Raw genomic sequence first — 24,619 nt, 5'->3', positions numbered from 1 at the left:
CTCAGGCCGTCTCGCCTAGGGTCGGCGGCGATCGGCAGGGTTCATTCCGACGCGTTTCGATAGCGTGAGCGCCTGGCTCATTCGCCACTCGCGTGCGGTGTCGGTGCATACGCCCGTCGAGCCGCCGCGATGCGGACAAAAGAAACCCCGGCCAGGGCCGGGGTTTCCACGGTGTCGGTCTTGTCTATGCGCGGTCGCCGTCGAGGGCCGCGACAGACCGCGAGGGCGTGGCGCCTGGGATTTACTGCGCGGTCACCCCCACCTGCGAGAACGCATTGACCACATCGGCCGTGTTGAAGCCCAGATCGGTGGCGGCCTGGCGCACGCCGGTGGCGCCCTGGTTGAAGTTGGTGCTCGGCGTCCAGTAGTCCTTGTTGGCCTTGGCGAAGGCCTGGAACGCCTTGACCGTGCCCCAGTTCGGCTTGTTGGCCAGCAGGTAGAAGGCCTTGTTGAACACGCCCGAGGAGTAATGCACGTCCAGGCCGCTGGTGTAGTTGCTGGCGTGGCCGATGGAGCGGCCGTCCTGCGGCGGGTTGGCGAAGTAGCGCAGGGCGCGGCCGCTGGCCTTGAAGATGTCGGCGCCGACCAGGAAGTCGTTGCTGCCGCGCGCGTAGAACTCGGCGGCTTCGCCGGCGATGTCGGAGAACGATTCGTTGATGCCGCCGGACTGGCCCGAGTAGATCAGGCCCGACTGCTGTTCGGTGTAGCCGTGCGAGGCTTCGTGCGCGACCACGTCCAGCGAGACCAGCGGATAGAACGTGGTGCGGCCGTCGCCGAAGGTCAGTGCGCGGCCGTCCCAGAACGCGTTTTCGTAGTTGTTGCTGTAGTGCACGCGCAGGCTCAACTGGAAGGTCAGCGGCGACAGGCCCACATAGGCGCGATAGGTGTCGAACACGACCTTGCCGAAGTAATGCGCGTCGTTGAGCGGCGAATAGGCGCCATTGATGGTTTTGACCGTGTTGCGCGGGCCGGTGTACGAGTACGCGGTGGTGCCGCTGGTGCCGTGGTTGAGGTTCACCGTCTTCACGTTCGGGGTATTGAACGTGTAGGTGTTGCCGCTGCGGGTCACGTCGAGGAAGGCGCGGCCGCCGCTGCCGTACTCGTACTGGCCGATCTTCTGATTGCCGCCGGGGCCGGTGCCGATCTCGACGTGGTTCAAGCCTTCCCACTGCTTGAGCACGCGACCGGTGTTCGCATCGAGGATCACGAACGGACGGCTGGGCTCGCCGCCGCTCGGCGCATCGGCGAAGTAATCGACCGCATAGGCCAGATGGGCGCGATCGCCGTCGTCGAGGTAGATCACCTTGCGACTGTTTTCGTTGCTGGTGCGCAAGGTGGCCGCGCGCTTGCCGAGCGTGGCGCCCTTGGCCAGGCCCAGGGCCTGCGCGCCGCTGAGCTTGACATCGAGGCTGGGCAGATCGGCGGCCAGGCCGGCGACCGATCGTCCGAACAGGGCGCGCACGTTGCCCTTCGCATCCTCGCGTACGACCACGTGCTCGCCGAACACCGGCACGCCGCGGAAGCTTTGTTGGTAGCGGTAGTTGCGTGAGCCGTCGGTGTCCTGGCTGCTCTTGAGCGGGCTCAAGCTCGAATCTGCGTCGAGCGCGATCAACTCGGCGTGGCGCACGTCGGCCTTGGCGGCGACGCCGGATGTGGCGCTGGCGGCCTGGAACTGCTGGTTGAGCTTGGCGACGTCCGCGCCGTGCAGGTCCACCCGTTGGGCCGCGCCGGCGGCGCCGGCGAGCAGGGCGAGCGAAACAGCGAGGGACAGTGCCGATACGTTGCGATTCATAAGTGACCCCGAAGTGAGAGATTGAATGACGGCCGTGGGCGGCCGGTTCGTGACGTTTCGCGTCCGCGTCCGACTTCCGTTGCGCGCCGGTTACAGGCGTCGCATGGGTGGGGAGGGATGTATGCGGATGCCGCGCGGATGGCCGTGCGGCGGAATCGACGCTAGGCGGCCGCGGCGGCGACGGTCAAACCGACTCGCGATAATCGCCGGGCGGAGCGGACGATTATTTTCCCGCGGTTCGGGGGATTAAGCGCGAAAGCCTTGCGCCGCTTGGTTTGAGCTATTCCCCTGATTTTCAAGGGTAATTGTATTTTTCGGAATAATGTTTCATTATCTATGTTGCGATGCAACATAAATTCGAATGATCCGTCCGCTGACTTTGCCGGGCTGGCATCATGATAATGTGACCGCGATAGAAAATTGAGCCGCTTGGCCGCGGGTCAGGCCTATGCTCGCGACGGCAAGGCGGTGCGGGAAATAAGCGGATTCCGGCACGTCAATAGCCTGATGTGACCGCCGTTACGAGGCTTGTGCGATATGTCCTGGCATTATTCATTGATTATCAGCGACATAACTATTCGCTATGGCCAGGGTATATGGCCGAAATCTGCGCGCCGCCACAATTCGCTGGCCGGCGCATGGCGAAAAAGAAAACCCCGGCCTGAGCCGGGGTTTTCGATAAGGCCGGCGCCCGCCGCAGCGAGCGAGTCGGCCAGGTGGAAAACGGCGCTCGCGGCGGCTTTAGTGCCCGCCGGTACCGCTGTTCCACAAGGCGACGCCTGAAGTGGAGTAGATCACCACATTGCCGTCGTCCTGCACGAGCAACTGCGCGACAGGCTGGCCCCAGGTACCGCTGCTCCAGGTCGGGGTGAAGCCGCCGGTGTAGACGACGAAGTTGCCGTCGCCTTGCAACACCGCCGAACTCGGGCCGATGCCGCCGGTGTTGGACGCCCACAAGGCGCCGCCGGGTGCGTACAGCACCAGATTGCCGTCGGTCTGCATGGCCAGATGGAAGCGGTTGTCGCACGAGTTCAGGCCGGTGCCGTTGTTGAGGCCTTCGCCCGGCAGCAGACGGCCGCAGGCGGTCGGTCCGGGGAAGCTCGGCGGCGGCAATACCCGCGCTACCGCGGCGGCGGCGTTGACGATGCCGGTACCGCAGCCGCCCGGGCACGAGCCGGGCAGGGCACGGGCGGTGGATTTGAGGATCGACTCGATCTCGGCCGGAGTGCGGCTGGCCTTACCGAGAATCAGCGCGGCCACGCCGGCGACGTGCGGCGCCGCCATCGACGTGCCCTGATACCAGGCATAGCCCCCGCCGCCGACCGTGGACAACACGCCTTGGCTGGCGATCGCGGTCTCGCCGCCGGGCGCGGTCACGTCGATGCCGCCACCGTAGTTGGAATACGCGGCGCGGTTGCCGCCGATGTCGTTGGCCGCCACCGCCACCACGTTGGCGCAGTTGGCCGGGCGGAATCCGGACACGTCGGAATTGCTGTTGCCGGCGGCGATCACCACCACCGTGCCGCGCGAGACCGCGCCGTTGATCGCGGTCTGATACACCGGATCGCAGGTGCCGCTGCCGCCCAGGCTGAGGTTGATGACCTTGGCCGGATTGGGATTGCCCGGCGCGCCCGGAACCGAGCCGCCCGAGGCCCAGGTGATGGCGTCGGCGATATCGGAAATGCTGCCGAAGCCGCCGTTTCCGAGCACCCGCAGCGGCGAGACCTTGGATCCGAACGCGACTCCGGCCACGCCGGTGCCGTTATGGGTGACCGCGGCGACGGTACCGGCGACGTGGGTGCCGTGTTGGACGTTGGACGAGTCGGTCGGGTCGCCGTCGCGGCCGTTGCCGTCGCCGGAGCCGCCGTTGCCGGCGCTGGTGGAACTGACGAAATCGTAGCCGCTCACGATGTTGGCGTTGAGATCGGCGTGGCTGAGGATGCCGCTGTCGATCACCGCCACGGTCACGCCACTGCCGTTGGCGTTGTCCCAGGCCGCGGGCAGATTGAGTCCGCCGGTGGCGTTGAAGTAGTGCCATTGCTGCGGGTACAGCGAATCGTTCGGGGTGAACATCGTCCGCGCCAGCGCATCGGCCTGCACCGATTCGACCTGCGGATCGGCGGCCAGCCGGCGGATCAGCGCGGCGGCCTGAACGCTGTCGAGCGGGCGGTCGGCGCCGATCACGTCGAAGCCGATGCCCAGGCGGCGCTGATGACGCAACGCCGGGCCCCGGCCGTTGCGTGTGTCCAGGGCCTGGGCGGCGGCGTCCAGGCCGCGCTGGCGCAGATCGGCGTCGCGCTGCGCGGTGCTGCCGTCTTTGTACTTGACGATGAAACGTTCGAACGTGGTGCCGGGCGAAACGCCGCTGAGGTTGGCGTCGCCGGCGACGGCGGCGAACGGACCCAACAGCGACAACGCCGCCGCGGTGGCCGCGGCGAGCGCAGCCGGACGCGCGGCGCGCGAGCGGCGGAGCAAGGACAAGGTGCCTGACATGGGAGATATCCTTCTCTGAGTGGACAGTACCGGCCCGCGAGGCGCGGGCATCCATTCGAAGGCGGGCAGCGGACGAGTGGGCGATCCTTTGCGCGTCTCGAATCGCGTGGGCGACCAGGTTCCATGTCGCGCGATGGCGGCAGTCTGGGCGGGGCCGCGGGCGAGGGCAGTGATCGCGGTGGCAAGTCGGCGAGAAGGCCGGCGCCGGCCTGTTGTTCAGCGACGGGAGTCCGCTCGCGGGATGCGCGCGGTCGCGTGTCGCCTGTGCGCGTCGGTGGCGACGCGGCGCCGGGCCGATGGGCCGATGGGCCGATCGGTCGATCCGCATAGGCTCGTTCTATACTCGTCGCAGTTTCCGGAGAGATACGCATGAAGCGCTCGCACCCCCTGGATGGCACCGCGATCTTGAACCCGCCGGCGAAGACGGCGGCCCGAGGTTGGCTGATCCGCACGCTCGGCATCGCACTGATCGCCACCGCGGCGCTGGCCGCCGGTTGCAAACGCGACACCACCGGCCAGTTGCCGGTGGTCAGCGGCGAGGCCATCGAGGCCAAGCGCGAGGCAGTCAAGGGCTTCGCCCTGGTCGCGGCCTATCCGGATCAGAAGCGCGGCGACGAACTGGCGATCGCATTGGAATTCAGTCAGCCGCTGGTCGGCACGCAGAGCTTCGACGAGTTGCTCGCGGTCGCCGACAAGAACGGCGCGGCGGTGCAGGGCAGTTGGGTGCTCGACGAGGGCGGCAAGATCCTGCGCTTCCCGCATGTGGAAGCGAGCAAGGACTACACGGTCACGATCAAGCCCGGTTTGACCGCGGCGGCGGGCGATCGCATCGCCCAGGCCATCACCAAGCAGGTCTACACCGGCCCCTTGGAGCCGGTAGTCGGTTTCGCCTCGCAAGGCAGCGTGCTGCCGGCGCGCGACAGCCGCGGCCTGCCGGTGGTGTCGATCAACGTGGCCGAGGTCGACGTCGAGTTCCTGCGGGTCAAGGAAAAGGAACTGCCGAAGTTCTTCGCCGAGTATCAGCGCGGCGGACGCAAGGGCAGTTGGGATCTGGAACGCGATTACGACGACAACCAGCCGCTGTCGAAGCTGGCCGAACCGGTTTACGTCAATCGCTTCGTGCTCGGCGGCAAGCCCAACGAGCGCGTGCTGACCTATCTGCCGCTGCAAGACATCAAGGAACTGCAGGAACCGGGCCTGTACTTCGCGGTGATGAAACGCGCCGGCCAGTTCAAGGACGAGTTCGAGACCGCGTTCTTCACCGTCAGCGATCTGGGCCTGCATGCGCGCGCCTACAAGGACAAGCTGTTCGTGCACGTGGCCTCGCTGGAGAAAGGCGGCGCGGTCGGCGGGGTGGCGCTGAAAGTACTCGACGCCAAGGGCGAGCCGGTGCTCAAGGGCGAGACCGACAGCAACGGCAACGCGATGCTCGGCTACAAGCTCGATGCCGGTCAGGTGTTGATCGCGAGCAAGGGCAGCGATGTGTCGATGCTGCCGTTCAACCAGCCGGCGCTGGATCTGTCCGAATTCGCCGTGGCCGGCCGCGAGCAGGCCTGGTTCGACGTGTTCGCCTGGGCCGGCCGCGATCTGTATCGCCCCGGCGAAACCGTGCGCCTGTCGGCGCTGCTGCGCGATCAGGACGGCAAGCCCATCGACGCCAAGGGCAAGGCCTTGCAGCCGGTGTTCCTGCGCTACGTCCAGCCCGACGGCAAGACCTTCCTGGAAACGCGCCTGCAACCCGACGCGCAAGGTTACGTGCGCCATGCCCAGCTGATTCCCGCCGACGCCGCCACCGGCCGCTGGCGGGTCGAGTTCCGCACCGATCCGGCCAGCAAGGAAGCGGTGCAGGGCATGACTCTGCGGATCGAGGAATTCCTGCCCGAACGACTCAAGCTCGATCTGAGCGCGCCGGCGGTGCTCAAGCCCGGCCAGCCGTTCAAGCTCGGCGTCGACGCGGCGTATCTGTACGGCGCGCCGGCCGCGGGCAATCGCTTCACCGCCAAGATGACGGTCGCGGTCGAGCAGCATCCTTTGGAGCAACTGCCGGGGTATTTCTTCGGCGATCCGACCCTGACCCTGCCCAAGGACGCCAAGGACGTGGTCGACACCACCTTGGACGAGAACGGCAAGCTCAGCCAGGACATCGCGCTGCCCGACGAGGCCAAACCGGTCAGCACCATCGCCGCGATGATCACCGGCAGCGTGTTCGAAACCGGCGGCCGCAGCGTCAATCGCAGCGTCAAGCGGGTGCTGTGGCCGGCCGATGCGCTGGTCGGCGTGCGTCCCTTGTTCGACGACAAGGACGGCGCCGACAGCAACACCAACGCCGGTTTCGAACTCACCCGCGTCGGCAGCGACGGCAAGCCGCGTCCGGGCAATGGCCTGCGCGTGACCTTGGTACGCGAGCACCGCGACTACCACTGGAACTACGGCGACGACGGCGGCTGGGATTACGACTTCACCCGCCGTTTCGAAGACGTGGAAGTGCGCAACGTGGATCTGACCGCGTCGCCGGCCAAGCTCGACTTCCCGGTCGAGTGGGGCGAGTACCGCCTGGACGTCTACGATCCGGCGACCAAGCTCACCAGCCGCTATCCGTTCCGCGCCGGCTGGAGCTGGGACGACCAGAACCGCGGCCTGGACGCGCGCCCGGACAAGGTCAAGCTGGCGTTGGACAAGACTGCTTACAAGGCGGGCGATACGCTGGAGGTTGCGGTGACGCCGCCGCACGAAGGCACCGGCCTGCTGATGGTGGAAAGCGACAAGATGCTGTACGTGCAGGCGATCGAAGCCAAGGCCGGCAGCAAGTTCAAGATTCCGGTCACCGCCGAATGGGAGCGCCACGACGTCTACGTGACCGCACTGGTGTTCCGCGGCGGCAACGCGCCGAGCAAGATCACGCCGGCGCGCGCGGTCGGCGTGGCGCACGTGCCGATGGACCGGCGCGAGCGCAAGGTCGCCGTCGGCATCAACGTGCCCAAGCTGATGAAGCCCGAGCAGGAACTGCCGGTGATTGTCAGCGCGCCGCAACTGGCCGGCAAGGATGCGTACGTCACCGTCTCCGCGGTCGATGTCGGCATTCTCAACATCACCCGTTTCCCGGTGCCGGATGCGGCCGCGCATTTCTTCGCCCAGCGCCGGCTTGGCGTCGATTCTTACGATGTTTACGGGCGGGTGATCGAAAGCTACGAAGGCGACGCCGCCAAGATCCGCTTCGGCGGCGACATGGCGCTGGAAGCCTTGCCGCAGGCTCGGCGTCCGACCGCGCGGGTGCAGACGGTGGATCTGTTCGCAGGGCCGGTGAAGCTCGACGCGCAAGGCATCGCCCGGATCAAGCTGGCGGTGCCGGACTTCAACGGCACCTTGCGGGTGTCGGCGCTGGTCTATTCCGGCGGCAGCTACGGCAACAAGGACGCCGAAACCGTGGTGCGCGCGCCGGTGCTGGCCGAAGCCAGCACGCCGCGGGTGCTGGCGCCGGGCGACAAGAGCAACGTGACCCTGGACGTGCAGAATTTCACCGGCAAGCCGGGCGAGTTCGCGGTCAAGGTCGAGGGCATCGGCCCGCTGTCGCTCAGCGAAGGCGAGCACAAGCTCAGCCTGGGCGTGGAGGCCAAGAAGACCTTGATCTTCCCGATCCTTGCGCGCGAGGGCTATACCACCGCGCAAGTGCGGGTGCGGGTCGAGGGCAACGGCTACAAGGTCGACCGGCGCTACGATCTGCCGGTGCGTCCGGCCTGGCCGTCGGTGCTGCGTTCGCGCACCCGCGTGCTCGATGAGATCGGCGCGATCCAGCTCGGTACCGATTTTGCCGACGGGTTGATGCCGGACTCGGTCAACGCGCGCATGGTGGTCAGCGCGCTGCCGCCGATTCCGTTCGCCAGCGCCTTGCAGGGCGCGCTCGAGTATCCCTACGGCTGCGCCGAGCAGACCACCAGCAAGGGCTATGCCGCGCTGGAACTCGACGAGGCCACCGCCAAGATGCTCGGGGTCAAGGGCATCGACGCCAAGCAGCGGCGCGCGCGCATGGAAGGCGCGTTCGGGCGGCTGGCGGCGATGCAGATCGCCTCGGGCCACTTCTCGATGTGGGGCGACGGCGATTACGTCAATCCGGCGCTGACGCCGTACATCGTCGAGTTCCTGCTGGATGCGCGCGACGGCGGTTTCGCCGTGCCCGAGGCGCTGTTGCAGAAGGCGCTCAAGGTGCTGGGCGAGGACCTGCTCTCGGGCGATGCCTCGTTCTACGGCTACGATCGCCGTGAACATCTCAAGTTCGCCTACCAGGCCCATGCCGGTTACGTGTTGGCGCGGGTCAACCGCGCTCCGCTCGGCACGCTGCGCGCGCTGTACGACAACGATCGCAAGCAGAGCCTGACCGGCCTGCCGCTGGTGCATCTGGGCCTGGCGCTGTCGCTGCAGGGCGACAAGGCGCGCGGCGGCAAGGCGATCAAGGAAGGCTTCGCCCGCGATCCGGCTCAGCGTCCGCCGTACCTGGGCGATTACGGCAGCCGTCTGCGCGACGACGCACTGATGATCGCGCTGGTGCACGAGCACAAGCTGTCGCAGCCCGAGTTTGATGCGCGCACCGTGTCGATGGGCCGCGATCTGGATGCGCGCCGCAACAGCGGCTGGTTGTACTTGAGCACCCAGGAACAGGTGGCGTTGGCACGTCTGGGCAAGGCTTTGATGGCCGATCAGGGCAAGCAGATCTCCGGCCGCTGGACCGTGGCCGGCGCTTCCACCGACGCCGATCCGGCCAAATTGATCGGCCGCGTGTTCGACTACGCCACCCTGGCCTCGGGCGTGAGCTTCGCCCCGAGCGGCCAGCCGCCGCTGTACGCCAGCCTGGAAGTGGCCGGCGTGCCGCGCACCGCGCCGGCCGCCGATGCTTCGCAGATCGAAGTCGGCCGCAAGTACTACACCACGCAAGGCAAGGAGTGGTCCGGCGGCAGCCTGGTCGAAGGCGAGGCGTTGATCGTGCAGGTCGCGATCAAGGCCCACAGCGCGATGCCCGATGCGCTGCTCACCGATCTGTTGCCGGCCGGTCTGGAGATCGAGAACTTCAATCTCGGCGACGCCAAGCAATGGGCCGGCGTGGTGGTGGACGGGATCGAAATATCCGAACGCTCCAGCGCCGCCGACGTCAAGCACGAGGAGTTCCGCGACGACCGTTACATCGCCGCGCTCAAGCTCGACGCCAACCGCACCGCGCGCGTGTTCTACCTGGTGCGCGCGGTGACGCCGGGTACGTACACGGTGCCGCCGTCGTTGGTCGAGGACATGTACCGTCCCGAGATGCGCGGCGTCGGCAAGGCCAGTCCGGCGAGTCTGTCGGTGCGCCAGCCGTGAGTTCGGTGCCCAGGGCGGGAGGCTTCGCGCTTCCCGCCGTGCGCGCGGCATCGCTTACGGCGCTGCTGGCGCTGACGGCGGGCTGCGGCGGTGGCGACGGCACGCAGGCCGCGCAGGGGAACGAGGGCGCCAGCAAGGGCCAAAAAACCGTCGCGGCCGGCAACGCCGCCGACCCGGCGCTGAACTGGGGCGGTACCACGCCGCACGACACGCAGCCGCTGGGTAATGCGCTGCTCGAACAGGCCGATGCGGTCATGCGCAAGGCCGATCCGGCGTTCGACCGGTTCATGGTCGATCACGCCGTCGGCGATCTCGACCGCGACGGCCGCGACGATGTGGTGATCGAGTACGGCATCGGCGAGAAGGGCGCGATGCGCCACGTCGCCAAGCGCGTGCGTGTGCTGTTGGCGCGCGAGAGCGGTCTGCAACTGCAGCCCGATCAGACCGACGCATTTGCCGACTGCCCGCGGGTACGCGAAATCCGCGACGGGCGTCTGTGGGTCGACGGCCTGGAGGCGTGCATGCTGCCGTTCCCGAAGACGTTGGGTTACTACGCCTTCGAATGGGACGGCAAAGGCCTGCGCCGAGTTTCGCAGCAATCGCGCGAGCAGCGCGTGATCGCGCAACTGCTCGCACTGCGCGATGCCTTGCGGGCCGGCCGCGACGATGAAGTTGCACCGCACCTGCGGCCGATCCCTGAGCCTGCCCAAGCGACGGACAAAAACGCGGCGGCGCCCGGGGCCGTCTTCGCCGACCCGGAGCGACGTCGCGCCTTCATCGACACCGTCGGCATGCTCAGCCATCTGGAACTGAGCACGATCGCCGATCGCCGCCGTTTCGCCTCGGTGACCACGCGCGGCGGCGCGGCTCCGGGCGAGCGCGCGTTGCAGATCGATCTGGCGCCCGACGAAGCCATGCCCGAGGTCGCGGGAACCGCTCATACGGTCGACGCGACCGCGACGCTGCAATGGCCGCAGACCGGTGGCGTGGACTATCACATGAGCTTTCGCCTGATCGACGGCGCGCTGTATCTGTCCGATCATGAAGAACACGATTCGAGCGATTGAGCGCCGCGCCGTCAGCCGCGCTGTTGTATCCAGCGCCGCGAACGCCAGGCGTCGCTGACTCGTCACCCGACACAACCGATTCGGCGATCCACCGAATCCAGATTTTTCGCAAGGAGCGAACATGCGCAAGACCCCGATGCTGTCCCCGTTGCTGCTGGTCCTGGCGCTGAGCGCCTGCCAATCCGGCGACCAGTCCGCCCAGCCGCAGCCCGCCGCCGACGCGAGCGCTCCCGCCGCACCGGCCGCGCCGGTCGATCCCAAGCAGACCGCCGAGCGCGCCTTCGCCGAACTGCGCAAGACCGTGCCGGACTTCGAACGTCTGGGCTATTCGCACCTGGTCGGCGACATCGACAAGGACGGTCGGGACGACGTCGCCATCGCATACGGCGAGGGCACGCCCGACGCGACCATGGCCGCGAACATGCGCCTGGCCGTACTGATGACCCGCGCGCAAGGCCCGCAGTTGCTGCCGGCGGTGCAAATGCCGGATTTCTGCGTCAATCTGCGCAAGATCGAGCCGGGTCGTCTGTATATCGACAGCCCGGACATCTGCAGCGCGGCGCGGCCCAAGATCGCCGATTACTACGTTTACCAATGGAACGGCCAGGGCCTGGTCGAGGCCGCGCACGAAACCCGCCAGCAGCGCGTCATGAACGGTTTGCGCACGCTCGCCAAGGCCTTCGCCGATAACGACAAGGCCGGCATCCTGGCTTCGTTGAAGTTCCCGATGGACGCCGGCACGGTGCCGGTCTACGACACCGCGCTGGGCAAGGCCGCCGAAGCCAACGCCGGCAAGATCGACCGCGCGCTGGCCGAGCAACATTTCGCCGATCTGTTTCCGCCCAAGCTGATGACCGATTTCGCCTTGATCCTCTCGCAAGTGCAATCGCTCCAGCCGGCCGCCGGCGAGGACGGTCTGCTCAATGCGGGAACCAAGCGCAAGAAGGGCGACCTCGATGAATGGTTCACCATCACCATCGATCTGGATCCGGAGGAAGACCGCTTCGACGGCAATCAGGAGATCATCGATGCGCGGATCAACCTGGACGGCGGCACCGGCAAGAACATCGAGGTGACCGGCGAATCCCTGGGTGAGGTGCTCGATCGCGAGCAGGCCAGCCAGATGTACCGCAGCATGATGCTGTTCCTGATCGACGGCGAGCTGCGGCTGGTGATCCCCAACGCCGCCGGCTGAGTTTCAGCGGCGGCTTCGGCCACCCACATAGACCACGAGGAACCTGCGACATGGCCGAGCCGACCACGACCCGCCCCGACTTCGCCCGCATCGATGCGCAGCGGTTGCCCGAGCTGTTGCGCGTCATGCCCAAGGCCGAGTTGCACATGCATATCGAAGGTTCGCTGGAGCCGGAGCTGATCTTCGCGCTGGCCCGGCGCAACGGCGTCGATGTGCCGTACGCGGATGTCGAGGAACTGCGCAAGGCCTATGCCTTCACCGATCTGCAGAGTTTCCTCGATATCTATTACGCCGGCGCCAGCGTGCTGTTGCGCGAGCAGGACTTCTACGACATGGCCTGGGCCTACCTGGAGCGCGCCGCGGCCGACAACGTGGTGCACACCGAGATGTTCTTCGATCCGCAGACGCATACCGCGCGCGGCGTGTCGATGCAGACCGTGATCGACGGTCTGCATCGTGCCTGCGTCGATGCCCGGGAGCAGTTGGGCGTAAGCGCGCTGCTGATCCTGTGCTTCTTGCGCCATCTGAGCGAGCGCGAAGCGTTCGAGACCTTGGAGCAGGCCCTGCCGCTGCGCGACAAGTTCATCGGCGTCGGCCTGGATTCCAGCGAGCTGGGGCATCCGCCGGAGAAGTTCGCGCGGGTGTTCGCGCGTTGCCGCGAGCTGGGCCTGCGCCTGGTCGCGCACGCCGGCGAGGAGGGGCCGCCGGCCTATGTGTGGAGCGCGCTCGACGTGCTCAAGGTGGAGCGGATCGATCACGGCGTGCGCAGCGTGCAGGATCCGGAGCTGATGGAGCGGCTTGCGCGCGACCGCATCCCGCTCACCGTCTGCCCGCTGTCGAATCTGAAGCTGTGCGTGTTCGCGCAACTGAGCGAGCACAACCTGGGCGCGCTGCTCGACGCCGGATTGGTCGCCACGGTCAACTCCGACGATCCGGCCTATTTCGGCGGCTACGTCAACCAGAACTTCACCGAAACCTTCGCCGCCATCGGCCTGCAGGCGCAGCACGCCTGGCAATTGGCGGCGAACAGCTTCGAGGGCAGTTTCATCGACGACGTCGCCAAGCGCGCCTATCGCGATCGCCTCGATCAGGTATTCGCGAGCTTCTGAACGCCTCGCCCGGCGGCGCACTCCGCGCAAGCGGGCGCCGCCGCCTCCGCGCTTTTTTCATCGTCCTGCGTCCTTGTCCAAGCCCGCAACCGCCGCCGAATCCCCTCGACCCGCCGGGTCCGCGCGCCTGCGCCGATTCGCGCTGAAATCGCTGCTGGCGCTGCTCACGCTGACGATCGCGGCGATGCTGCTGGATCTGGCCTTTCCGCTGCCGTTGCCCAAGCCGCGCGATGCCGGCGCGGTGGTGGTCGCGCGCGACGGCACGCCGCTGCGCGCGTTCGCCGACCGCGACGGGGTGTGGCGTTATCCGGTGAACGCCGCGCAGGTGTCGCCGTTGTATCTGCAGGCCTTGCTCAACTACGAAGACCGTTGGTTCTGGAAACATCCGGGCATCAATCCGGTGGCGATGCTGCGCGCGGCCGGACAATGGTTGCGCAGCGGCCGGGTGGTCTCGGGCGGTTCGACGCTGACCATGCAGGTCGCGCGCATTCTCGATGCGCGGCCCGGCGAACGCCGGCGCAGCCTGTGGGCCAAGAGCCGACAGATGCTGCGCGCGCTGCAGTTGGAAACGCATCTGTCCAAGACGCAGATTCTCGCGCTGTACCTCAACCGCGCGCCGTTCGGCGGCACCGTCGAGGGCGTGGAAGCCGCCAGTTGGGCGTACTTGGGCAAGCCGTCCTCGCGCTTGTCGCATGCCGAAGCGGCGTTGTTGACCGTGCTGCCGCAATCGCCGAGCCGCCTGCGTCCGGATCGCGAACCCGAGCGCGCGCGCATCGCGCGAGACAAGGTGCTGGCGCGCATGGCTGCGCTGGGCGTGTGGTCGCGCGCGCAAGTCGCCGATGCGCGGGTCGAGCCGGTAGTGGCGCGTTCGCTGCAGCCGCCGCGTTTCGCGCCCTTGCTCGCGCAACGCCTGCGCTTCGCCAACCCCGGCGCGGCGCGGGTGGTGTCGACCATCGATCCGCAACTGCAGCGCACCTTGGAAGACCGCCTCGCCGCGTATTTTTCCAGCTTGCCCGAGCGCACCTCCGCGGCGCTGCTGGTGGTCGACAACACCAGCCTGGAAGCGCGCGCCTATGTCGGTTCGGTGACCTTCGGCGACGCCGCGCGCCTGGGCCATGTCGACATGGTCCAGGCCTGGCGCTCGCCGGGTTCGACCTTGAAGCCCTTCCTGTACGGATTGGCGCTGGACGACGGCCTGATCCATTCCGAAAGCCTGTTCGTCGACGCGCCGCAATCGTTCGGCGGCTATCGGCCGGGTAACTTCGATGCGGCGTTCAACGGCCCGGTCAGCGCGGCGACCGCGTTGCGTCTGTCGCTCAACGTGCCGGCGGTGGATCTGCTCGATCGGGTCGGTGCGGCGCGGTTCTCCGCGCGCCTGGCCCACGCCGGGATCGATCTGCAATGGCCGCGCGGGGCGCAACCCAATCTGTCGATGATCCTCGGCGGCACCGGTGCGCGGCTGGAGGATCTGGTCGGGGCCTATGCCGCGTTCAATCGCGGCGGGATCGCCGGACGCGTGCGTTATCAACAGGGAGAGCAGAAAACTGAGCGTCGGCTGCTGTCGCCGGGCGCGGCCTGGATCGTGCGCGAGATCCTCGAAGCCAACCCGCGTCCCGGCAGCGTCGAACAGACTCTGGATGCGAGCGGCCGCCCGCGCGTGGCCTGGAAGACCGGTACCAGCTATGGGTTTCGCGATGCCTGGGCCTTGGGCAGCACGCGGCGTTATTCGGTCGGCGTCTGGGTCGGTCGGCCCGATGGCACGCCGCTGCCGGGCCAATACGGCGCGGTGACCGCGCTGCCGCTGCTGTTCGAGGTGATCGACAGTCTGCCGCGCGTGCGCGGCGACGCCGTGCCGTTACCGCCGCCGGCCAACGTGCGCCAGATCGAGGTGTGCTGGCCGCTGGGCTTGCCGCCGGATCCGGCCGCGCCGGAGTTGTGTCATCGCCGCTTGCAGGCCTGGACGGTGGACGGATCGGTGCCGCCGACCCTGGCCGAACGCGATGCGCGGCTGTGGAATGCGGGCATCGAGCGTTTCGATGTCGATGCGCGCAGCGGACTGCGTGTGTCGGCCGAATGCGCCAAGCCGCACGAACGCAAGCCCATGCAACTGGCGCGTTGGCCCGCCTTGGCCTCGCCCTGGTTGGCCGCCGACATCCGCAAGGCCGCGCGGCTGCCGCCGCTGTCGCCGGACTGCAGCGAGGACGGCCGCGACGCCAACGAGGAACTGCGCATCGAAGGCATCGACGATCGGGCCACGCTCGCGCGCGCTCCCGGCAGCGCGACGCCGCTGCGTTTGTCGGTGCGCGCCCTCGGCAGTGATGCCCGGGTGCGTTGGCTGCTCGACGGCCGCTTGATCGGCGAATCGCAGGGCAAGGCGCGGCTGGATCACGACTTCGGCGAAGTCGGCGATCACACCCTGACCGCGCTGGCCGACACCGGCGCGTGGTCGCGAGTGCGGTTCAAGGTGCTGCGCTGATCAAACGATTTTCGCGCGGCCTTCGGTTCGCGGCTTGACTCAGCGGCGTTTGCGCCGCTCGTCCAGAGAAACGATTTTGTCGTCGCCGGTTTTGCGCGGCGAGGCGGGCTTTGGCGACGGTGGAGCGGGACGCGCGCGCAGCTTGTCGCGGATGCGTTGCGCCATCCACGGAAAAACCCGCCATGCGGTGCGTCCGTCGAACGGCGAGATCGGCAGCAGATTGACCATCGCGTTCAACAGATTCAACGGCCCCCACACCAATACCACCGTCGCCAAGATCGGGCTCAGTGGGCCGCCGGTACCGGGCGACAGCTTCGACAACGCTACCGCCAGCGCGAACAGCAACGCCTGCGCCGCGACGCCGCCCCACGCCACGGCGATTTCCTGCCCGCGCGTGCCCCCGCCCTGGTACAAGCACCAGCCGTGCATCGGAAAAATCTGCAGCTCGTACACGTGCAGCCCGTTGCGCACCGCGACCCAGGCGTGTCCGGCTTCGTGGGCGAAGATCAACGCAATGTAGGCGGCCAATGCGCTTAGCAGCACCAGAGGATCGCGGCTGAACAACAAGCCCAGCAATACGATCAGCAGCACCGACCAGTGAACCCGGACCGGTGCGCCGAACAGACGGAACAAAGTCGGGTTGCTGCGGTTCGTGGACATGGGCAGGCGATACCAGAGGGCCGGATGGTGATGCGAAGTCGCGCCAGGCAACCGGCAGCGCCGTATCCTAGCGCGAGGCGACGTGCGCCTGCCAACGGCGACCGCACCGTGGCATGGGATCGAAACGAACGACCCCGCGCGAACGCGGGGTCGTCGGTTGCCGGCCACGAATCGCAGCGGCGGCTCGCGATGAAGCGGCTACTTGCCGGTCCAGCCGTCGAGCATGTCCGCCAGTTCGTCGGCGTGCTCTTCTTCCTGCGCCAGGATGTCTTCCATCATGCGCTTGGTGGTGGTGTCCTTGTCGCCGATGTAGTTGATGATTTCGCGATAGCTGTCGATCGCGATGCGCTCGGCGACCAGATCCTCCTTGACCATGTCGCGCAGATCGCTGCCTTCCACATACTCGGCATGCGAGCGCTTGGACAGCACGTCGGGATTGAGATCGGGTTCGCCGCCGAGCTGGACGATGCGTTCGGCGATGCGGTCGGCGTGCGCCTGCTCTTCGTTGGCGTGCTCGAGAAATTCGGATTTGACCGCGTCGGCCATCAGGCCGCTGGCCATGAAATAGTGGCGCTTGTAGCGCAGCACGCAGACGATCTCGGTCGCCAGGGCTTCGTTGAGCAGCTTGACGACGGCTTCGCGATCGGCGGTGTAGCTGCCGGTGATCGCGCCGTCTTCGATGTGCTTGCGGGCGCGCGAGCGGATCGTAGCGATGTCGGTGACGAACGGCGACGACTTGGCGGCGTTCGATTTGCGCGGTTCGATCTTGCTGATGGGCTTGGCAGACATGACGTCTCCTGGCGGGTCGGGGGAAAGACGGTTACCTCGTCTTGCTGGCGGTGAAGGAAACGGGCCCGGCGCGCCGCCGGGCCCGCGTGGGGATCAAACCTGTTCGAGCATGTATTCGGCCGAGGACACGCGGTACTCGCCCGGCGCCTCGACGTGCAACTGCTTGACCACCCCGTCGTCGGCGTACAGGGCGAAGCGCTTGGCGCGCGTGCCCATGCCGTAGGCGCTTGCGTCCAGCTCCAGGCCGAGCGCGCGGGTGAAGTCGCCGTTGCCGTCGGCCAGCATCATCATGCCGTCGGGCACGTGCTGGCTCTGCGCCCAGGCCTGCATCACGAATGGATCGTTGACGGCCAGGCAGGCGACCTCGATGCCCTTGTCGCGGAACTGCTGGAAATGTTCGACGAAACCGGGCAGGTGCTTCTCCGAGCAGGTCGGAGTGAAGGCGCCGGGCACCGCGAACACCACGGCTTTGCGGCCGTCGAACAGCGTGCGGGTGTCGACGGTCTCGATGCCGTTGTTGATGCGCTTGAGCGCGATTTCGGGCAGGCGTTCGCCGACTTGGATGCTCATGGGATTCTCCTGATGTGGGGGCAGTCTAGGCAGCCGGTTCTAAATACCGCGTCAAGGCGACTTGAAATCGCGGGCGCAACCGCCATGCTGTGGGGTTAATGATGCGTCAAGGCAAGGTGAGCGGATAGCGCCGCGCTTGGCGCTTGCGCCGTTGGAGCGATTGATCGATGCAGTTCAAGGACTATTACGAAACCCTGGGCCTGGAGCCCAGCGCGGGCGAGGCCGAGATCAAGACGGCCTATCGCCGTCTGGCGCGTAAGTATCACCCCGACGTCAGCAAGGAGGCCGGCGCGGAGGACAAGTTCAAGGCGGTCAACGAGGCCTATGAGGCGCTGCGCGATCCGGCCAAGCGTGCGGCCTACGATCAGCTGCGCGCGCGCGGCTACCGCCCCGGCGACGAAGTGCAGCCGCCTCCGGGCGGTTTCGGCGGCGGCCCCGGCGGCGGCGTGGATTTCGAGGAAATCTTTGCAGGCGGCGGCGCGGGCGGCGGTTTCAGCGACTTTTTCGAGAACCTGTTCGGCCGCGGCCGTTCGGCCGGAGGATTCGCCGGCAACGCACGTACTGCGCAACCGCCGCGCGGCGACACCCGGGCCAAGCTGGCGATTTCGCTGGAGATGGTTTACGAAGGCGGCAGCGTACGGATCTCGGTCAACAACAAGACCCTGGACGTGCGCGTGCCCAAGGGCATCCGGCCGGGCCAGCTGATCCGCCTGGCCGGGCAGGGCACGCACGGCGATCTGCTGTTGGAAATCGAGTACGCCGCGCATCCGCAATTCGAAGTCGACGGCCGCAACGTCATCCATGTGCTGCCGTTGGCGCCATGGGAAGCCGCGCTGGGCGCCACGATCAGCGTGCCGACCCTGGGCGGGCCGGTGGAGTTGAAGATTCCCAGCGGATCGGAAGCCGGTCGCAAGCTGCGCCTGCGCGGCCGCGGCTTGCCGGGCACGCCGGCGGGCGATCAGATCGTCGAGCTGGAGGTGCTGGCGCCGCGTCCGGAGAACGATGCGCAGCGCGAGGCTTACCAGACCATGCGCGAGGCTTTCGGCGAGGATTGGCGCCGCGCCTGAGCCACGGTCGGATCGCCGCGAACATCTCCCTCTCCCGCTGCGGGAGAGGGCTGGGGTGAGGGCCCGAGCGCCGCAGGCGCGAACGCTGTCGCTTGAATCGCGCCCATATCCCTCGCGCAATCGCGGGCGCTGCGAACTTCGAAGCAGGCAAGGCTCAGCAGCCCCAAACGCGAAATCCCGGCATACGCCGGGATCCGCATTCATCTGATCGGCGGCGCAGCCGCCTGGCGCATTCAGCCGGCCGAGGGCAGCAACTGGCTGATGATTTCCGACAGGTCGGTTTCGCTGAACGGCTTGGTGATGTAAGCCTTCGCGCCCTGACGCATTCCCCACACCCGGTCGGTGTCCTGGTCCTTGGTGGTCACCAGCACGATCGGGATGTGCTTGGTGGTGGCCTCTCGGCAGATCGAGCGGGTGGCCTGGAAACCGTTGAGGTTGGGCATGACCACGTCCATGAGGATCATGTCGGGCAACTCGCGCTTGGCCGCCTCGACGCCCGCGGCGCCGTCCTCCGCGGTCAACGCTTCATGCCCCAATTTCTCGACGATGCGCCGGATGCCCATCAGCTGGGACGGCGAATCGTCGACGATCAAAATACGCGCCATGTGTTTTCCCCAAGGATCTGCGGCCGATTGTAGCGACGCCGCGCGTGGCTGCAATGCCAACTAGATCACGACCAGCGTCCGGCCCAGCGAGCCGCCGGCCAGCATGCCCGGAAACACCTGCGGCAGTTCGCTCAAGGACACCTCGCGGGTGCAGATGCGGTCCAGGTACGCGGGCTTCCAGTCGCCGCCCAGGCGCTGCCAGATGTCCTCGCGGATCGCGCGCGCGGTGCCGGCCGAAGCCACTCCGAGCAGGGAAACGCCGCGAATAATGAAGGGCATTACCGTGGTATCGAGCGCATGGCTGGCGGCCAGACCGGCGGTGGCGACGTTGCCGTAGGGCGCGGTTTGCGCGAGCAGACTGGCGAGCATCGGCCCGCCGACGTTGTCCAGGCCGCCGCCGAAACGTGCCGACTCCATCGGCCGTTGCGTGCTCAGCGCATCGCGTCCCAGCACCTGACGAGCGCCGATGGATTTCAGATAATCGGTCTGCTCGGGTTTCCCGCTGATCGCGTGCGCCTCGAAACCCGCGCGGCTGAAGATGTCCAGCGCCAGCGAGCCGACCCCGCCGGTCGCGCCGGTTACCGCCAGCGGCCCGTGTTCGGGCGTCTGCCGGTTGTCGAGCATGCGATGCAGCGCCAACGCGGCGGTGAAGCCGGCGGTGCCGAGGATCATGCTTTCGCGCAGGCTCAGCCCGGCCGGCAGCGGAATCGCCCATTGCGCCTGCAGTCGCGCGTACTCGCCGTAGCCGCCGTCGCGGGTCTCGCTGAGGCCGCAGCCGGTGACCAGCACCGCATCGCCCTCTTTGAATTTTCCGTCGCTGCTCGCGACTACGTGACCAGCCACATCGATTCCGCCCACCAGCGGGAACTTGCGCAGGATCTTGCCTTCGCCGGTGCCGGCCAGCGCGTCCTTGAAGTTGACCGAGGAGTAGGCGGTCTTGATCACCAACTCGCCGGGCGACAGGTCGTCGATGCCGACGGGCTCGATGCCGCTGCGATGGCCGGCAGAGTCATTGTGGATGCGGAAGGCGTTGAACGCGGTGGTAATAGGCACGATCACGATCACGATGACGATGCTCGGTGGGCCGTAATAATAGCCTTAACAGGCTGTTGAGAAACCCCACTACAGCCATCGTGCGATAGGCCCGACATATGAATAGTCGGTCCAATCCCGATCGTCTCCAACGACAATGCCGCTCTCGCACCGATCTCGCGCTTAGGTTGGCGCCGGCGTCCACCAGCCGCCAATGCCTCCCAGCCGGATCAGGTTATATGCAGCAAAATTCCAAGTCGCCCAAGCGCGGACTTTCGCCAAGCCGACCACCGGAAGCTTGCGCAGATCGCCTACGGTCTTGACCCAGCCGAAGCCTTGTTCAATGCGCTTACGCGCCCGTTGGCTCATCGCATACCCCTTGCCCCGCGCCGTGCGACCATCCACCGCACTGCGTCGCCGCGTGGTGTGACGGGCGATATGCGGCGCGATTCCACGCGTCAGCAATGACGTCACGAACTCACGCGTGTCGTAACCTTTGTCCGCACCCAGACTCGCGCCTGTCCCTATCCCGGCCGCGTCCAACAACGCCAACGCGCCGTCACGCTCGCCGGTTCCGCTGGCGATGCGAACGTCTACGCCTATCAACAAGCCGTTGCGATTCTCCATCAGCACATTGGCCAGATAACCCAGACGGGCTTGCTGGCCTGCGCTCTTGCGGACCAAGCGAGCGTCCGGATCGCTGGTCGAGGCATGCGTGTCGTTGCTGCGCTTTTGTCCACGAAAATCGCCGCCGTCCGCGTCGTCGTCGCCGTCCTTGCGGCGAAAGCTCTTGTGCGAAGCCCACGCTTCCAACAAGGTTCCGTCGACGCAGAAATGTTCGTCGCTTACCAAGTCCTGCAAACGCGCCAGCAAGACGGTGTTCTCAAAGAATCGTTGGGCGATGTGCTCATCGAACAATCGCTCGCGGTTGAACGAAAACGTCGAGTGATCCCAAACCGGGTCGTCGACGTTGAGCCCCACGAACCAGCGAAACAACAGGTTGTAGTTCAACTGCTCCATCAGCAGACGTTCGCTGCGCACGCTGTAGACCACTTGCAGCAGGCAGGCACGCAGCAACCGCTCCGGCGGGATCGAGGGTCGGCCCGTGCTCGAATAGCGCCGAGCCAATTCACTATCCAGTTCGAGCAACAAGGCATCGACCAGCACACGCAGCCTGCGAATCGGATGGGACGCGGGGACCCGGTCCTCTACTGAAACATACGAAAACAGGCCCGATTGCTGAGTGTCACGACTGCGCATGGAAAGGGGACTGATTGGGTGGGGCTATTATTGTCGCCGGTTGCTGTGGTTTCTCAACAGCCTGTTAAAGCGGTTCGCGCCCGGGTCTCCGATTCACCCGACGTTTGCGGAAGCGGCGCGCGTGCGCATCAGGACGGGCTCAGACTTGTTTGCCGGCGGCAGCAGGCCGATCCAAGTCATGCGATCCGCAGGCGTCACGCATTGCAACGCTGACGGCGATTCAGTCGAGTATTTCGATCCGGGTAGCGTAAACTTTACTTCGCCCGTGAGATGCCGGGCAATGCCGCTCATGTACACACTCGCGGCCCAGTGCTCTTCGATTGAGTGAAGTGCGTCGGCGCTTCTCATCGGTTCGACCGGAAAATCGTGGCCCTGTAGGGCGAGACGACAGAACTTGGATAGGCAATATGGAGTTTTCAATGAACCGTGTACGTAAGGATGCTGATCTTGGCTGCTCAGACGGAAAGCAGCTTCTGGCTCAAGCTATTGCCATTATCTGTGGTGGATTACTGCCTGTGGCGCCTGTCTTAGCGCAGACCATTCCCAATGGCGTCACCGTAACGGTGCCCGGGACCTATCCAAGTCCGTGGCAGATGCCCGTTTCCAGCGATCAATGGATCGCTGGGCACTTGATCGTCGAGTCAGGCGGTGTGGTGAACAGCGCCGGCCCATTGCGTATTCATGTAGAACTCTTCAGTCCTCCCCAAGCAAACGCCGGGGTAATTGTGCGTGGAGACGGCGCTGTCTGGAATCACAAAGGCCAGCTTTGCGTGGCTTGTAACAATACGGCTTTCACGTCGCCCCGCGGTTTTGTCCGCGTTGAGAACGGGGGTGTCGTCAATGTCGACGATACCGTCTTTGCGTCCAGGGGCTTTGCTGAAATCGATATAACCGGCAGAGGATCCGTCTGGAATACGAACACACTGCAGTTCTCCATCGGCTATGGTGTATTTACTATATCGGCGGCCATTTTGAAAGTGTCGGACGGAGCCGTTCTCAACTCCTCAGGCTTAGCCGTTGTCGGCGTAACTGGTTCTTCGATTGATGCGAGGCAGAGTAATGGGGCTGTAATCAGGATCGATGGGGAGGGAACGCAATGGAATGCTTCGGGGGGAATGTCTCTCCGTACTTCCACCGAGATGATCATTTCGTCTCAAGGCACAGTCTCCGCGCCTAGCATCGAGATGCTTCCGCGCGGTGTTACCGGTGCTCCAATCCGGGGTTCGTCAATCACGTTCGGGGGTGCCGTCAACGACTCTTCCGGACGTCCGGATTTAGTTCCCGACGCCCCCGTCGCTGCCGGCAGGCTGGATACGGATGTCATCAATATCCGTGGGGCGGGCAGTATCAACTTCAATCACACCGAATCCGATTATCGTTTCAGTACGAAACTCGTAGGCGGCGATGATCCCGCTGCTCCGGGTTTCAGTTTCGTCAATGTATTTGCCGGCACCACTCGCTTGACCGCAGACAACAGCGCTTTCAACGGCCAGGCAAGGGTGTTCGGGGGTAAGTTGCTCGTAGACGGCGTGTTCGGCGGTGGGGCGACGATCAATGCGGGCGGCACGCTGGGCGGTAACGGGCGTTTGAACGGCAATGTGCTTGTCAATTACGGGGGGCGATTGGCGCCGGGTAACTCGATCGGCTCGTTGAGTGTCGGAGGCGACCTGACGTTCGCGCCGGGTTCGATCTACGAAGCCGAAGTGACGCCGCAAGGCGCGAGCGATCGTGTCGTGGTCGGCGGCAAGGCGACGATCAACGGCGGCTCGGTGGTTTCCCTCGGACAGGATTCGGGCTTTCAACCGTTGACCCAATACACGATCCTGACGGCCTCCGGCGGTGTCAGCGGCCGATTCGCCGGCGCGAGCAACAACTACGCGTTCCTGAACCCGTCGCTGGTGTACGAACCGAATGCAGTCAAACTGCAGTTGCTGCGCAACGACGTCAGCTTCGGCTCGATCGGCGCGACGGCCAATCAGCGCGCGGCTGCGGCCGGTGCGGAATCCACCGGCCCGGGCAATCCCGTCTGGAACGCAGTGGCGGTTCTGAGCGCGGAGCAGGCGCGGGCGGCGCTCGATTCGATCTCGGGCGAACTGCATGCGTCGACCCAAACGGCATTGATCGAAGATGCGTTGTCGATCCAGCACGCGGTGCTGGACGGTTACACCGACAGCCAGCAGCGCGGCGATATGCGCGTATGGATCAAGGCGCTGGGCGCACGCGCGCAAACCGATGCGACGCACGAAACCGCCAAGCTCGAGCGCGACAGCAGCGGGCTGTTGTTCGGCGCCGACTGGGCGCTGGGCCAGAACTGGCGTCTGGGTGCGCTGGCTGGCGGCGGCAAGACCCGCAACGACGTCGATGCGCGCGGTTCGCGCAGCGAGAGCGACAACTTGCATTACGGGCTCTATGCCGACGCGGCGTGGGAGAACGGTTGGCGCCTGCGTCTGGGCGGTATCCGTTCGGACTATGACGTCGATACGCGTCGCCGGGCGACGGTCGTAGGATTGGGCAACAGCTTTACCGCCACGACCGATGCGCGTGCGACCCAGTTCTATGGCGAATTGGGTTACGCCTTCAATGCAGGCGCGGTCGAGTTGGAGCCGTTCCTGGGCGCATCGCAGATCAAGCTGAAAACCGATGGTTTCGGCGAGCGTGGCGGTGTCGGCGCGTTGCACAGCGAAGACGTGGACGCAAGCACGCGTTACGCGACGCTGGGTCTGCGTCTGGGCTACGGTTTCGGCGACAGCAGCCGTTGGCGTTTGGGCGGTTCGTTGGCCTGGCGGCGCGCCAGCGGCGATCTGGAGCCGGTCTCGAAGCTGCGTTTCGACGGTGGCCAGTCGTTCCTGGTCGAAGGGGCGCCGATCGCGCGTAACGCGGCGGTGGTGACGGCGGGAGTCAGCGCGCAGCTGAGCGAACGCATCAGCCTGAATCTGTTGTACTTGGGGCAGATCGCTTCGGATGCCGACGATCACGGCGCATCGGCCAAGCTGATCGCGAAGTTCTGATCCAAGACGCGGTAGTCGGTTACCCCTCAACAGGCGATAGGTCATGAGGCCGGCTGGGCATTGGCCCAGCCGACCTCATGAGGTTATGCCTATCGGAGTCAAGCCGGCGAAAGTGGTCGCGGGCTTCTCGTTCATTCACTTCGATGCCGT

At 66.1% G+C, this 24,619-nt stretch carries 16 protein-coding genes; 7 read left to right on the top strand and 9 right to left on the bottom strand.

Annotated features, from left to right (window positions below; all coding sequences use genetic code 11):
• Positions 1 to 241: 241 nt before the first annotated feature.
• Both ACTOWJ_RS04680 and ACTOWJ_RS04675 read right to left on the bottom strand, forming a co-directional pair.
• Positions 242 to 1,792 (bottom strand): M4 family metallopeptidase, encoded by a 1,551-nt coding sequence (locus tag ACTOWJ_RS04680; RefSeq protein ID WP_441333430.1) that lies wholly within the window; start codon positions 1,790 to 1,792, stop codon positions 242 to 244.
• A gap of 741 nt (positions 1,793 to 2,533) precedes the next feature.
• Positions 2,534 to 4,285 (bottom strand): S8 family serine peptidase, encoded by a 1,752-nt coding sequence (locus tag ACTOWJ_RS04675; RefSeq protein WP_441333429.1) that lies wholly within the window; start codon positions 4,283 to 4,285, stop codon positions 2,534 to 2,536.
• A gap of 405 nt (positions 4,286 to 4,690) precedes the next feature.
• On the opposite strand from ACTOWJ_RS04675, the gene ACTOWJ_RS04670 reads away from it, so the two are divergent.
• From ACTOWJ_RS04670 to pbpC, 5 genes are all read left to right on the top strand, one after another.
• Positions 4,691 to 9,631: an alpha-2-macroglobulin family protein gene (locus ACTOWJ_RS04670; RefSeq protein WP_441333496.1), complete on the top strand. Its 4,941-nt coding sequence runs from the start codon at positions 4,691 to 4,693 to the stop codon at positions 9,629 to 9,631.
• A 38-nt stretch (positions 9,632 to 9,669) separates the two neighbouring features.
• A complete protein-coding gene (locus tag ACTOWJ_RS04665; protein WP_441333428.1) occupies positions 9,670 to 10,698 on the top strand; it encodes a hypothetical protein in 1,029 nt (342 codons plus the stop codon).
• Between the two features lie 121 nt (positions 10,699 to 10,819).
• Positions 10,820 to 11,893 (top strand): hypothetical protein, encoded by a 1,074-nt coding sequence (locus ACTOWJ_RS04660; protein WP_441333427.1) that lies wholly within the window; start codon positions 10,820 to 10,822, stop codon positions 11,891 to 11,893.
• Between the two features lie 50 nt (positions 11,894 to 11,943).
• Entirely contained in the window at positions 11,944 to 13,002 is a 1,059-nt protein-coding gene (locus ACTOWJ_RS04655) for an adenosine deaminase (protein WP_441333426.1), read from the top strand.
• 127 nt (positions 13,003 to 13,129) lie between these two features.
• A complete protein-coding gene (gene pbpC / locus ACTOWJ_RS04650) occupies positions 13,130 to 15,478 on the top strand; it encodes a penicillin-binding protein 1C (protein WP_441333495.1) in 2,349 nt (782 codons plus the stop codon).
• Between the two features lie 39 nt (positions 15,479 to 15,517).
• Here the strand turns inward: pbpC and ACTOWJ_RS04645 are convergent, their stop codons facing one another.
• From ACTOWJ_RS04645 to ACTOWJ_RS04635, 3 genes are all read right to left on the bottom strand, one after another.
• Positions 15,518 to 16,138 (bottom strand): hypothetical protein, encoded by a 621-nt coding sequence (locus ACTOWJ_RS04645; protein WP_441333425.1) that lies wholly within the window; start codon positions 16,136 to 16,138, stop codon positions 15,518 to 15,520.
• Between the two features lie 198 nt (positions 16,139 to 16,336).
• Complete coding sequence (locus ACTOWJ_RS04640; protein WP_441333424.1) at positions 16,337 to 16,927, bottom strand: ferritin-like domain-containing protein; 591 nt, start codon at positions 16,925 to 16,927, stop codon at positions 16,337 to 16,339.
• A gap of 93 nt (positions 16,928 to 17,020) precedes the next feature.
• Complete coding sequence (locus tag ACTOWJ_RS04635; RefSeq protein ID WP_441333423.1) at positions 17,021 to 17,497, bottom strand: peroxiredoxin; 477 nt, start codon at positions 17,495 to 17,497, stop codon at positions 17,021 to 17,023.
• Between the two features lie 167 nt (positions 17,498 to 17,664).
• On the opposite strand from ACTOWJ_RS04635, the gene ACTOWJ_RS04630 reads away from it, so the two are divergent.
• On the top strand, positions 17,665 to 18,564 hold the full coding sequence (locus ACTOWJ_RS04630) for a DnaJ C-terminal domain-containing protein (protein WP_441333422.1): 900 nt from the start codon (positions 17,665 to 17,667) through the stop codon (positions 18,562 to 18,564).
• 233 nt (positions 18,565 to 18,797) lie between these two features.
• Here the strand turns inward: ACTOWJ_RS04630 and pilH are convergent, their stop codons facing one another.
• From pilH to ACTOWJ_RS04610, 4 genes are all read right to left on the bottom strand, one after another.
• Positions 18,798 to 19,169: a twitching motility response regulator PilH gene (gene pilH, locus ACTOWJ_RS04625; protein WP_441333421.1), complete on the bottom strand. Its 372-nt coding sequence runs from the start codon at positions 19,167 to 19,169 to the stop codon at positions 18,798 to 18,800.
• 60 nt (positions 19,170 to 19,229) lie between these two features.
• A complete protein-coding gene (locus ACTOWJ_RS04620) occupies positions 19,230 to 20,222 on the bottom strand; it encodes a YhdH/YhfP family quinone oxidoreductase (protein WP_441333420.1) in 993 nt (330 codons plus the stop codon).
• A gap of 162 nt (positions 20,223 to 20,384) precedes the next feature.
• Positions 20,385 to 21,461, bottom strand: coding sequence for an IS5 family transposase (locus ACTOWJ_RS04615; RefSeq protein WP_441333419.1), 1,077 nt, complete (start codon positions 21,459 to 21,461; stop codon positions 20,385 to 20,387).
• Positions 21,462 to 21,554: 93 nt separating this feature from the next.
• Positions 21,555 to 21,752: a hypothetical protein gene (locus tag ACTOWJ_RS04610; RefSeq protein ID WP_441333418.1), complete on the bottom strand. Its 198-nt coding sequence runs from the start codon at positions 21,750 to 21,752 to the stop codon at positions 21,555 to 21,557.
• A gap of 128 nt (positions 21,753 to 21,880) precedes the next feature.
• Here ACTOWJ_RS04610 and ACTOWJ_RS04605 point away from each other — a divergent pair, with 128 nt between their 5' ends.
• Entirely contained in the window at positions 21,881 to 24,469 is a 2,589-nt protein-coding gene (locus ACTOWJ_RS04605; RefSeq protein ID WP_441333417.1) for an autotransporter outer membrane beta-barrel domain-containing protein, read from the top strand.
• Positions 24,470 to 24,619 lie beyond the last annotated feature (150 nt).

Origin of the sequence: Lysobacter sp. CA199 (genome assembly GCF_052078715.1) — a bacterium.
Classification (GTDB): Bacteria; Pseudomonadota; Gammaproteobacteria; order Xanthomonadales; family Xanthomonadaceae; genus Lysobacter.
Note: the sequence above shows the minus strand (reverse complement) of the source record. Positions and strands in the feature narration are given on the sequence as shown.